At 33.2% G+C, this 12534-nt stretch carries 12 protein-coding genes; 4 read left to right on the forward strand and 8 right to left on the reverse strand.

Annotation, left to right across the window (positions count from 1 at the left end; translation table 11 throughout):
• Positions 1–5 precede the first annotated feature (5 nt).
• Complete coding sequence (locus QL232_RS14665) at positions 6–3398, forward strand: CHAT domain-containing protein (protein WP_281614654.1); 3393 nt, start codon at positions 6–8, stop codon at positions 3396–3398.
• Between the two features lie 54 nt (positions 3399–3452).
• On the forward strand, positions 3453–4130 hold the full coding sequence (locus tag QL232_RS14670) for an epimerase (RefSeq protein ID WP_281614655.1): 678 nt from the start codon (positions 3453–3455) through the stop codon (positions 4128–4130).
• Positions 4131–4221: 91 nt separating this feature from the next.
• Here the strand turns inward: QL232_RS14670 and QL232_RS14675 are convergent, their stop codons facing one another.
• The 6 genes from QL232_RS14675 to hemA all read right to left on the reverse strand — a co-directional run bounded on the left by QL232_RS14675 (position 4222) and on the right by hemA (position 9364).
• Positions 4222–4923: a cytochrome c3 family protein gene (locus QL232_RS14675; RefSeq protein ID WP_281614656.1), complete on the reverse strand. Its 702-nt coding sequence runs from the start codon at positions 4921–4923 to the stop codon at positions 4222–4224.
• Entirely contained in the window at positions 4916–5968 is a 1053-nt protein-coding gene (locus QL232_RS14680) for a ferredoxin--NADP reductase (RefSeq protein ID WP_281614657.1), read from the reverse strand. Before QL232_RS14680 ends, QL232_RS14675 begins: the two co-directional genes overlap by 8 nt.
• Before the next feature lie 47 nt (positions 5969–6015).
• A complete protein-coding gene (locus tag QL232_RS14685; RefSeq protein ID WP_281614658.1) occupies positions 6016–6492 on the reverse strand; it encodes a hypothetical protein in 477 nt (158 codons plus the stop codon).
• A 183-nt stretch (positions 6493–6675) separates the two neighbouring features.
• Positions 6676–7491 carry a DUF3365 domain-containing protein gene (locus QL232_RS14690; protein WP_281614659.1) on the reverse strand — a complete coding sequence of 272 codons (816 nt, stop codon included), beginning with the start codon at positions 7489–7491 and terminating at the stop codon, positions 6676–6678.
• A 132-nt stretch (positions 7492–7623) separates the two neighbouring features.
• Positions 7624–8097, reverse strand: coding sequence for a globin family protein (locus QL232_RS14695; protein WP_168881489.1), 474 nt, complete (start codon positions 8095–8097; stop codon positions 7624–7626).
• 4 nt (positions 8098–8101) lie between these two features.
• On the reverse strand, positions 8102–9364 hold the full coding sequence (hemA, locus tag QL232_RS14700; protein WP_281614660.1) for a glutamyl-tRNA reductase: 1263 nt from the start codon (positions 9362–9364) through the stop codon (positions 8102–8104).
• A 384-nt stretch (positions 9365–9748) separates the two neighbouring features.
• On the opposite strand from hemA, the gene yiaA reads away from it, so the two are divergent.
• Together yiaA and QL232_RS14710 are read left to right on the forward strand one after the other, a co-directional pair.
• Positions 9749–10144, forward strand: coding sequence for an inner membrane protein YiaA (gene yiaA, locus QL232_RS14705; RefSeq protein WP_168881487.1), 396 nt, complete (start codon positions 9749–9751; stop codon positions 10142–10144).
• Positions 10145–10219: 75 nt separating this feature from the next.
• Entirely contained in the window at positions 10220–10564 is a 345-nt protein-coding gene (locus QL232_RS14710; RefSeq protein WP_281614661.1) for a DUF6804 family protein, read from the forward strand.
• Here the strand turns inward: QL232_RS14710 and QL232_RS14715 are convergent.
• On the reverse strand, positions 10559–12094 hold the full coding sequence (locus tag QL232_RS14715; RefSeq protein WP_281614662.1) for a M56 family metallopeptidase: 1536 nt from the start codon (positions 12092–12094) through the stop codon (positions 10559–10561). The genes QL232_RS14710 and QL232_RS14715 overlap by 6 nt on opposite strands.
• Positions 12095–12098: 4 nt before the next feature.
• Positions 12099–12473, reverse strand: coding sequence for a BlaI/MecI/CopY family transcriptional regulator (locus tag QL232_RS14720; RefSeq protein WP_168881484.1), 375 nt, complete (start codon positions 12471–12473; stop codon positions 12099–12101).
• Positions 12474–12534 lie beyond the last annotated feature (61 nt).

Genomic DNA, 12534 nt, shown 5'->3' on the forward strand with positions numbered 1-12534 from the left:
TACTGTTGTTTATATTCATATCATTACATGCTTTTGGACAAGAGTTTAAGCCTGTATTTGATCATAATATTTTAAACGAATACCGTACTCAAGGTCAACTAGATAAAGCTGAAAACTATCTGATCTACAGTATAGAAAGAGTATTAAGAGAAACGGACGATGAGTATAGCATCAAGCTAGTATTGCCTTATATTTATTTAGGTAGAATCTATGTAGAGAAACAAAACTACCAAGAAGCCATTCGATATTTTAAGAAGTCACTTGATGTCATGGATAATTCGGCAGGATCAATGTATCCTGATTACTGTTTGGCGACAAATTTCCTAGTGGGTACTTATCTAATTATAGGGGAAGAAGATAAGGCCGAAATCTTATTAAGAACAATAAATACACTACACAAGAAAACAGTAGGCTATGATAATCCTATTTATAGTATGACCTTATTTAACGAAGGTTTTTTACATGGATTAAATGGAGATATAGTGTTGTCAGATAAGAAGTTCAAGCAGTCATTATCCATGATGAAAGATTATAAAATTGAGCAAGATTTCTACCTTAATTTTACTAGCTATCAGATTTATTGGGCAAAAATGATGTTACAACAGGGGCGTTTCAATAAAGCAGAAACACTACTTGCTACTATAAAAAAAGACCTTGAAAAGAATGAGCTTCAAAACACATCTCAATACCTATTAATGTTAACAGTTCTAGGAGATTGTTACGCTAAAACGGAAGATTTCGAGAAGGCAATTGAAGTATATAAACAGGCAAAAGAAAGAGCTATTCATGTCTTGGGGAAAAACCAGATTCTCTATGCAAATATTTTGAGTTTGATGGCAACGGTAAATAAAAAAATGTCTCAATATCAATTAGCTACAGAAAATCTAAAAGAAGCCCTTCAAATCTATTCTTTAAGAAATTACCATCAATCCGCATACAAAAGGGCACAACTAGAATTAGTAAATGTATATCTAATCATCGGTGAATATGAAATCGCAAGTTTTCATATGAGGGATGTGAGTAAGTATATCAAAAAAAGTGGAGACATATATTTATTTTATTTAGTTACAAAAGCAAGGCAGGAGTTTTTAAATGGAAATTTTGTTCAGCATGAGATCCTTCTATCAGAGTTTTATAATCTAATGGATAATCGAATGGAGAAATACCATGATGAGTATACTATCTCAGTGAGTATTTATGTGGATTATAATTTCTTATATGGAAACCCTGTTGATGGAAGAGAAAAGCTTTTTGAGAATTATAGATATTTAGTATCCACAGGGAAAACACATACTACTGCATATTCTATCTATCAATATAATTTAGCATGGAATTTAGTTGAAAAAGGGGATTACAAGCAGGCTGAAGAAAGCTTTAAACAAGCGGAGAAAATAATATCAAAGAAATTTTCTCAGGACCATGCTTTTATGCTGATGGTTTTTGGTTTAAAAGGTTGGTCTTTGTCTAAACAAGAGAAATACAGGGAAGCGATTAATTATTATGATAAAGCTATTAAAATCGCAAAAGAGAACTATTTGTCAGATACAGAAGTACATGTAGTTCGATTAAAATTCTTAAAAGCTAAAGCACTAGTTCAGTTAAAAAAATATGAAGAAGCTAAGAGCATATTTAATGCGATACTCTACCGATGTGATGAAAACACAGTAATATATGCATCACTTTTGGCACATTTAGCTTATTTATCTTCGATAAAAGGAGACGATGAACAAATGATTTCCTATATGAAGCAGGCCTTGCAAAACAGGTTGAGTTTCTATCAGAAGACGTTACTGTATTCTAATGAACAGGAAAGGGTACTTTTTCTAAAACGAACGAACGACGTTGGAGACATTTTTAATGCAATCATTTATGATAAAGGCGAGACAATTACACCAGAGATATTAAACTTATACATCAACTTCAATATAGCCAATAAAACAATATTGAAGTACCGTTCAAAGATATCCAAGAAGAAGTTGATCGCCTTAGAAAAGATAAAAGGTGAAGGAGCCATATTCCCTTATTTGGAGAAACTGATACAGTTACGATCGCAGTTATCTTGCTTGTATTTTATGAGTGATGAAGAACGAATACAACAAAGAGAACATCCTATTGAACTAAAGCAAAGGGTAGTAGAACTTGAAAAATCATTGTTGTTGGCTTCTTCAGAGCTTGAAATAAATGATGAAGAATCACAAATCAAGAATTGGCATGATATACAAAATAAGCTAGAAGAATCGGAGTCTTTTGTAGAAGTGATCAAAGTATATGACTACAATAAAAAGGACGTAGAATATTTTGCAACAATTCTGATAAAGAATAAATCTTATCCATTTTTAGTTAGGATAGGAGAGGAGGAAGACTTGCTACAACTCATAGAGAAAAGTGAAGATTGGTATAAAGAAACAGAAAGACAATCAAGAGGAATAAGAATCAATAAACCTACAGGGGAGAAAGCATATGCAAGTTTATGGAAACCAATTCAAGTAAAATTAGATAGCCTTTTACCCAATCATTCTACTATCCTTTTTTGTCCATATGGTATTTATAATAAAGTGAACATTAATACTTTCCAAAACCCAGTAACTAAGAAATTTCTTATTCAGGAGGAGGAAATTATTTTGATGTCAACGGCTTTGGAACTAGGAGACTTTAAAAGGGAAAACACCTTTTCAAAAGATGATTATGCTGTTCTATTGGGAGCACCTGTATTTAATAATACAAGTAATAATGATGATGAAAGAGGAGCTCCGGCTTTAAAAGGTGTAGGTAATATTCAAGTACCCATCACCAACTTGCCAGGTACAGAAAAGGAAATAAAAAAGATAGATGAAATTTTAGTAAACAAAGGGTGGGAAACGGAGGTTTATCTAAATAAGAAAGCAACTGAAAAAAATATCAAGCAGTTAAAACGTTCCCCATATATTTTACATGTAGCTACGCATGGCTTTTTCTTACAAAGTGAAAATGTGGTAACTGATTATAACCTTCTTAGGTCGGGTCTTTTTTTGTCAGAATCCTCGAATCTAAACGATTCTTTGACTTTAGATTATTCTGAAGGAATAGATGGAATTTTATCCGCTTTTGAAGTGACAGGGTTAAATTTAGATAAAACAGAATTAGTGGTTTTGTCTGCGTGTAATACCGGTGTGGTTTCTAATGAAGACGATGATGGGATTACTAGCCTTCAGTATGCTTTTAGTGTTGCTGGAGCCCATACGTTTATCACAAGCTTATGGAATGTAGATGATATATTTACCGTAAAACTGATGAGTAAGTTTTATGAACTTTGGTTATTGTATGGTGATAAGTATAAGGCATTTAGAGATGCACAATTACAACTTTTATCAGAAGAACCAGATCCATATTATTGGGGAAGTTTTATTATGATTGAATAATTAATCCAAATTCTAATCGTTAAACAATAAAGATCCTTATATTATAAACTAGACATGAAAAAAATAAAGGCAATCATAACTGGAGCAACAGGGATGATCGGTCATGGAGTTCTCATTGAATGTTTGGAAAATGATCAAGTAGAAAAAGTATTGATCATTGTTCGTTCTAAGATGAATATTGATCACCCAAAACTCGAACAAGTTGTTCATGAAGATTTTTTTGATCTTACACCAATTATACCAAAACTAGTAGACTATAACGCATGTTTTTTCTGTCTAGGAATATCATCCGCAGGTATTAGTAAAGATGATTACTATAAAACTACTTATAGTCTTACTATGCATTTTGCGAGTGTATTATTACCATTAAGTCCTGATGTAACGTTCTGTTTTATCTCAGGAGCAGGAACATCAACAAATGAAAATAGCTCTCAAAATTGGGCAAACGTAAAAGGAAAAGCAGAGAATGATTTATTGACACTACCTTTTAAAAAGCATTATATGTTTAGACCAGGCTTTATTCAGCCAATGAAGGGAGTGGAGTCTAAAGTACCAATGTATAAAAAAATCTATAAGGTGCTAGGGCCATTGTACCCGGTGATTGATACCTTGTTTCCAAAATATATTACTTCCACACCACGCGTAGGTAAAGCAATGATAAATGCTGCAGTAGAAGGGTATGAAAATACCTACTTAGAAAATGCAGATATTAATATCCTTGCTGGGAGATAATAGAGTGTTATATATAAAAAAGCCCTCACAGTATTTGTGAAGGGCTTTTTTGTATGGAACAATTAAAGTAAATAAGAAGACAGCTTTTTGATTATTGTTGGTTAAGAAATTCTTCTTCAGTAGTGGCATAAAATTTCTTTTCTTGTGCGTAAGGAGAATCACCACCATTAAAATAAGCCCTGATTTCTTCTATAGGAATAGTATCCTTGATAGATTCTGCAGCATGGAAAATATGATTGCCATGAAAATCATGACATTGTAAACAGGTATTCCATTGTTTTGCACCGATAAGTTCTTTATGAGAAACTTCTAAAGGATCATTCTTCATTTCTGTTTCTTCATGACAGCTTCTACAGTAACCAACATCTAATTGGGTTATTCGAACACCGTTATGTTCTTGGTGACAAGATTCACAGTTTGTAACGCCAATCTCTTTGCGGGCATTAGCAAATCGAGGTTCCTCAAACCGGTGTAATGGATGCCTGTCATTTTCTCTTTCATGACAAGCCAAACATTTATTATTATCTACATTCTCTGTACCGAAGTTAGCTTCAGAGCGTCTTAAGCCGACACTAAACATAATGTTTGCTTGCATCTGTTGGAAGACATTCCCTTTTGCAGTGGTATGGCAAGATGAACATTGAAGCTCCTCATGTCCTGTGTTTAAAGGCCCTTTAGAGAGGTATTCTTCATTGGCAGGGTGAGATAGAACTACATAAGCAATACTAGTAATGAAAATACCGAAACTCATACCGATCCATTGCCTGCGTCTTTTTCTACTAATTTTAAGCATATTCAACGACTACATCATTACTAATAGGATGACAAATACATGGGAGAATGATTCCATCATTTACTTCTTTCTCACTTAAAACGTGACCATCTCTCATAAAAACTTCTCCTTGAGCTACTTTTGCTTTGCAGCTACCACATATACCATCCATACAAACATAAGGGAGGCTGATTTTTTCATCCAATGCAGCTTCTAGGATATTACTATTAGCCTTTACAGTAAATACATGCTCTTTTCCTTTCTGAAGAAGTCTAATCTCTCTGTTTTCTAAGAAAGCCCCTGCATTTTTCATTTCTTTAGAAGTTGGAGGAGGTGCAGAAAAACGCTCGATGTGTATCGCTTTTTCATCAACATTTGCTGCTTTTAAACCTTCCTCAGCTTCTATCATCATTCCAGAAGGGCCACAAATAAAATACTCTGTAGTATCCCATTGAGGCACTTTTTTAAGGTATTCTGGAACTTGAGTTCTTTCCACTCTTCCTTTGTAGCAATCCTTAAAGTCACCTGGAGATTCTAATATATGTACCAAGTGTAATCGATCTTCAAAAACGTTTTTATACTCTGTTAATTCTTGATTGAAGATGATGGATTCAACATCTCTATTGCCATAAAATAATGAAACTATACTTTGAGGCTCTTTATGTAAGATCGATTTCAAAATAGAGATTAGAGGAGTTATACCACTTCCTGCTCCAAAAAGAACAATATGTCGTTTTTTCTCAACATCAGGTGTGATAGTAAACTCACCCATAGGATATAATACCTGTACTTTATCTCCTTTTTTTACATTATCAAATAGGAAATTAGATACTTTGCCATCTTTAATTCTTTTGACTGTTACACTGATTGTTTTGTCAACTTTAGGTGCACTATTTAATGAATAACACCTTCTTTCCACGCGACCATTGACATTGACAAGTAGTGTTAGAAATTGTCCTGGAGTATATTTAATTTTTCGGAAGAAAGGTTGTTTAAAATGTATACTGATAGCATCTGAAGTTTCTTTCACTACATCTACTACCTTTAGTTTTAATGTTTTTTCCATCTCTTTATGATTTATGATTGAAGATCATTTTAGTTTTTAGCTATTCATTATTTATAGTAGAAAACTACCCATATATGGTAGAAGGTTAAGAAAGTAATAAAGACAGAGAAGGTTACATGTACGATCATCCATCCTTGAAAAATTAGTTGTGATCTCGTTTTTAATAGGTCAAGGTTAAACATACCCATCACAAAATTGCTAAAGAAAGTAAGGCTTAGTATAAAAAGATAGGCGAACCCTAATTCCATGGAATGTATATAGAATAATAGTGGAGTAAAGGCCCCTAACCAATTATGAATTTTATGAAAGGTGATAGACTTATGTTGCCACTTAGGTACAACCCGTACAAGACTCAAGGTCCATTGAAATAGAATAATACAGAAAAGGCCTAATCCCGACCACCTTCTGTACATCTGTTCTTGTTGTAATTGATAAAGTGCTTCCCATCTAAGATCAAAGACATCTTGTGCCACAAAGAGGAGAAACAATATACTACCAATTACAATGTATAATTGTTTACTCATTACATGTCATTTTAAAGGTTGAGAACAGCACCTCTCGCGTAAAGAAAACTTGTTGTCTGTTTGGCGTAGAAGGTGAAAGTAAGCATAGAAAAAACCAAACTATTAGAAACAAATGAGAGGTGCGTGTTCATCAAAACTAACTAATTAAAAATTACAATTATGACATCGAAAAAAAAGTACAAACTAAATCTTTAGAATAGCGTTTAGTGTCTCCTCAGATGCAAGTTCACCTACGCTATCTAGGAAGATAGTTGGTTCAGGTAATTGGTATCCTTTTTTAGGCCAATCATCACCAACAACAGGAACATCATTATCCTTAAATGTTTTTGTTTTATCAATGTATTTTTGGAAAGTTGAAGATGCTCCATTTCTGTATGCCATTATGATTTCTTGAAGCTCATTAAAAGAAACTGAATCTTCTGGATAGGTCCATGTAGTAGCTCCTTGAATATCACCCAATTTCCAATCACTTTTTGTTGTTTCTGGATGTTTATTATGACAACTGACACAAGCATTAGCTGAAGCAAAGTCTGGAAACATGGCAGTATATAATTGATTTTCTTCATCGTAGAAGAATTTTGGTTCTTCATCATTTCTCATTTCTGCAAACAGTTCTGCTTGCTTACCTGTAAACTTATTTGATTTTCTGATAGGATAATCAGAACCTAAGAAAAGCCCTAAAGGTACTTCCTTGCGCTTACGGATGTCACTTGCAATGCCTCGCAGAAATAGGGCGGGTAGTGGACCTGCCTCGATGTGGTCTTTCTCCCAGTCCTCGTCAAATTTGAGTCCCTTTTTTTTTCCTTCACCAACGATTGCCTTGGTGTAAAGTGTTCTAGCCACATCATTTTCTTTGGCTACTATTGTGAACGCTTCTTGAATAGAATATTTCTTGTCGGATGCTTTTGTAGTATCGTCTTCTGGTAATGGTTGACAGCTAAAAAAGAACTGAACTAATCCAATAATACACACAAGAGGAAAGTTTTTTTTGAAAGTCATGATTATGCTATTTTATTGTTTGAAACATGTGTTAAGTTCGGAGGAGTAAGGCAAAGGGACATAAAAATCAAGCCCCTTGCCCATCATAATACTCATGTAAGAGTTGGAATTTAAGCGATTGTCTATTTTCAATTATACAGGTTCTACTGTGGCCGCAGCCTCTTTCATAGTAGTAGCTAGCACTGTATAAACTGTGGTCCAGGCTTCTGCAACTTCATCTGTCCATGCATCTCCTAAGCCTGTTTCTAAAGTAAATAATAAAGCAGCAGCAACAGTATCGTAATGTTGATCTTCTACTTGGTAGGCTACGTGCCTTTTTCCTAAATCCTGAACTACTGGTACTAATGCACCAAGGTCGTTTAAGCCATTTACCGCTGCAGCTAACATGGCCATTAATTTTTTGCCTTGCTCTTTGATATCAGATTTAAAAAGAGGTTTTAGCGTAGGGTCTAAGTCAAATAACTTAGTGTAAAAAATTTCAGCAGCTTTTTCCGCAATGGGAGCTACCATAGCAAAAGTTTCTTGTACAAGTTGTACCTGTCTGTCTGATACAGGGCCTTCTTGCTTTTTTTTCTTCTTACCAAATAATGATTTAAAAAAACTCATAGTATTAATTGTTTAGTTGTGATGAAATAGCCTGGGGTTGTTCAAGAGTAAAAAGTTCTTGTAATGCTTGACTTAATTCTTCTGATTCTCCTCTTAAACAGGCTTGTTTTAATTTTACTACAGGTACTTGAATAATCTTATTTAAAAGATGCATAGATACTTTTTCTGCAGCAGTTATTTCGTCTTGGTTTAAGTCTTTTTTGAAAGTAGCTAACGATGATAACCTTATCGTTTCTAATTGTTGTTTTAGTTGATGAATTGTAGGAGAGAACACTTGACTTTGTTGCCAAAGTTTAAACTGCTCTACTTCCTCATGAATAATTTGCTGTACAGTATTAATTTCCTTTTTTTTCTGTGATATGGCTTCTTTTGATAGTAGACCAATATCATCTATATTATAAAGCTTAGCACCTAATCGTTCAACCTGACTACATACACTTCTTGGCGCACCAAGGTCAATAATACATTTAGGTGGTACATGATTAAAGTGTGTGATTTTATATTGAGTGCTTTCTCCGTCTATGCAGGAAATGATAAAATCAAACTTGTGTAGTTTCTGTTTATGGAGTCCAAAATCAATAGCATTAAAACCATAGTTTTTTGAGATCATTCTAGCTTTGGACATACTTCTGTTTGTGACCCATATGTTCTGTAGATCAAATTCCGAAAGGTATTTACATATGCTTTGTCCCATTTCACCTAAGCCTACAATTAATACTTTACTTCCAATGGTTTTTGAAAGTTCTCCTAATAGAATTTTGACAGCATTATATGCATTTGAAGTGGCTCCTTTTAGAAATAAAGTTTCATTACTTACCCTTTTGTGAGTATGAAATATCACATGCATGATTCGATGTAAATAAGCACCACACATTCCTAAATCGGCCGCTTTTTGGTAAGCATCTTTTAATTGACCGTAGATTTGTAAATCTCCCAAAATCAATGAATCTAACCCCATACCTACATTAAAGATATGTTGAATAGCTTCATCACCTTCATAGCTTTTTACAAGAGGTAGATATTGTTCAGAATATGTAATACATTTTATTGTGCATAGTAATTTTAATATTTCTAATGTCAGAGGTTTGTTATTCAAATAATAAACTTCAGTTCTATTACAAGTAGATAGAATAATACATTCTTCAAGATTCAAAATCTCTTTTACATGTAGAACCATTCGTTCATTTTCTAATGTACTTAATTTAAATTTTTCCCGATTTTCTATTGCAACATTATGATGTGCGATAGAGACAGTGTATAAGTTCATCCTTTATTAGTTAGTGAGAATTAAAGCACACAATGAGAAAGCTTTTTGTTGTTTGCTTACATCACAAAAGTAGGGGGAGTGAAAAAAGTATACTATGTGAATCAACAAGTAAACAGTAGTTTTTTAACACTAAAATTACCTGTCAAATTGCAGTTATTATTTTGTGATTATATAGCTGTATATGTGTTTGTTACGGTTTCAAAATAAGTGTATGTTTATTCATTCATTAAAAGTGTATTTTCATATGTTGTTTAATATTTATTAATCTTTTTTAACTAAACGATTCCAAACCAATACTTTACAACTGCCGTTAGTAAACCCAACTTCAGATAGTTTAAGAGTCAGGTTGATTCACTATCTATTTATAACTTAAAGAACTTAACTATGAATACTAAACCGTCAAATGCGTATATCGGATCCTCTTGGGTAATTTTAATTACAGGAGTATTAGGATATTTAATCGGTTTATTTAGAGCAGAAATGTTGTTAAATGAAAAAGGGTATTACTTAACAGTACTTTTATTTGCATTATATTCTGCTGTATCTGTTCAGAAATGTGTTAGAGATAAAGAAGAATTTATTCAAGTAACCAACCTTTACTATGGCTTAAGTTGGTTCTCATTAATTGCTTCCATAGCATTATTAGCAATAGGATTGATAAATGCAGATTTATTACCAAGTGAAAAAGGGTTCTACGCCTTTGGTTTTATAATGTCAATCTTCGGGGCAATTACAGTACAAAAAAATACAAGAGATATACATCAATATAATAACTCATAAATTATTCACTAAGGCACTTCTGAAATAGGAGTGCCTTTCGTATTTTTAGACTCTCAGAAACCAACTAATTAAAAAATGAAAATACTCTTCAATATTACAGGGACATGTCTATTACTAGCAGTTTTCTCTTTGCCATTAGAATTTTACACCTTCCTCCGAATATTGGTTTCAGTGGCTGCAATAGTTGGTATTTATTATGAAATCAATCATTATGATAAGAATTTTACAGTAAGGTTGATCGTAGTATTCGTTTTTATTCTTTTAACCTTCAACCCTTTTATACCACTTCATCTCAATGATAAAATGTCTTGGGTTGTGATTGACGTTATTGCCGCGATAGTTTTTATTGGTTACAGAATTGGTCTTGAAAGAAAAAGATCTTTAAAAAAAGATAGGGGCCGAAGCCCCATAGATTTATAATTTAAAACTGATTGGCATAACCAACCTTTGTTTAACGGTCTGCCCTTGATGTTCTGCAGGTTGCCAGTCCGTCATTACCTTTTGTGCTGCTCTTAAAGCTTCTTCTTCTAATAAATAGTCAGGCGACTTTAAGGCTTTCATATCAGTAAGGCTTCCATCTTGGTTAACAGTAAATTGAATATAAACTTTACCTTCAATATTTAATTCCTTAGCCTTCGTTGGATAACTGATTTCTTTTGCCAATTGAGCATATAATTTTTGCATGCCGCCTTTATAAATTGCGGGTTGATCTACCACTTCGAATACATCGTTTTTTAATTGCTCATCAGTATAAGTTTCAGACGAACCTTCCTTTATAGTGGTAAACCTTCTAGAAGAGGGGAGTGCTTTAATTTTCTGAATTAACTTTTCACTTAATTTGTCCTTATCCATATCAGCAATCAATAAGTTATTGACATTTTCAGAGATATAAGAAGGAAATAAATTTTTGTCTTTAACCGCTTCTAATTGTTTAATAAGATCTGTTGTTTGCTCAGATTCATATCCTTGGAAAAACGTTTTCATGTTTTCACTTGTCCAATAGATTTCATTATCAATTGCATATCCAAATACAATATCACCTTGTAGATCTTTAATACGAGGATCTACGTCGGTAGTTAGTCCATCTTTAACACAAGCTTGTGCTAGGACAATAATAGAACTTAGAAAAAAGATTGAAAAGATGGAATGAACTCTTTTCCACTGTGCAGAACGTTGTTGTTTTAACATGTTGATTCTAGATTTAATAGTTGAGAATTGAAATCCGTGGCCAACACTTATTGAGAGCTCATCAAAAAGTGATCGAACCATTAATTGACGATAGGAACTATCGTTCGTCATTTGATTTGCCTTTTGATCGGCAATGTATTCATGCTGCGTGCGCAGTGCAGCATCAATGATATATATAGCAGGGTGGAACCAAAAAATACATTTTAATAGTTCCATGATGAATATGTCTATAAAGTGGAAGTCTTTTACATGAGCAATTTCATGGTGAAGTATTAAGTCAGCTTCATGTTTAGAAAGCTTTCTAGAATTATCCCAAAAGATATATCCTAAATAAGCAAATGTAGGGTATTGTCCATTGGTAATAATTAGCTGCTTATTTAGCCTTTTTTCCTTTGGGTTTCGAACGATAAACTTCCATAATTTCAAGTTCGAAAGTGTAAACTTTATTGTAAATAGAAATACTACTGAAGCATAAAAAAGGAGTGCAATTTCATGATCACTAAGTGTTACAGCAGAAGTAGTTGATAAAGAAAGGTCTCCTACTTGTAACACAGGTAGTGTTATCACTGGGATAGTATTCGCTATCACCGTCTGTTGCTCTTCTGGTAATATATTGAGAAGAGGAAATAGTATAGAGATCATTACCCCAATTAGAATAGTAAATCTATTTAACTGAAAAAAGGTTTCCCTTTTTAGGAAAATCAGATAAAATAGAGCGAGTAATGTTAATCCTATTGATGATATAAAGAGGTAAGAAAGCATGTTATTAATCTTTAGTGTTTGGTTTATCGTCTTCTATATCTTTTAAAAGATCTTCTAATTCATTAAGATTGACATCTTCCTTTTTTGCAAAAAAAGAAACCATGTTTTCAAAAGAACCGCTAAAGAATCTCCCCACAAAACTCTTAAGATATTGATGAGAGTATTGTTCTTTTGTTACTAATGGATAGTATTGATGAGACTTTCCAAATGTATTATGACCTACAAATTCTTTTTGTTCCAGAATACGAATAATAGTAGAAATGGTATTGTAAGCAGGTTTTGGAGCTGGTAATTGCTCTATTATTTCTTTTACAAAACCTTTGTCCAGATCCCATAAAACTTGCATGACTTGTTCTTCTGCAGTAGTAAGCTTTTTCATAATTATTTATTTGATGATGTCTGCAATGTATCAACTAAAAATTTAGTTCACAACTTTTTCA

The sequence above is a fragment of the Flammeovirga sp. SubArs3 genome (genome assembly GCF_947387565.1).
Lineage (GTDB): Bacteria > Bacteroidota > Bacteroidia > Cytophagales > Flammeovirgaceae > Flammeovirga > Flammeovirga agarivorans.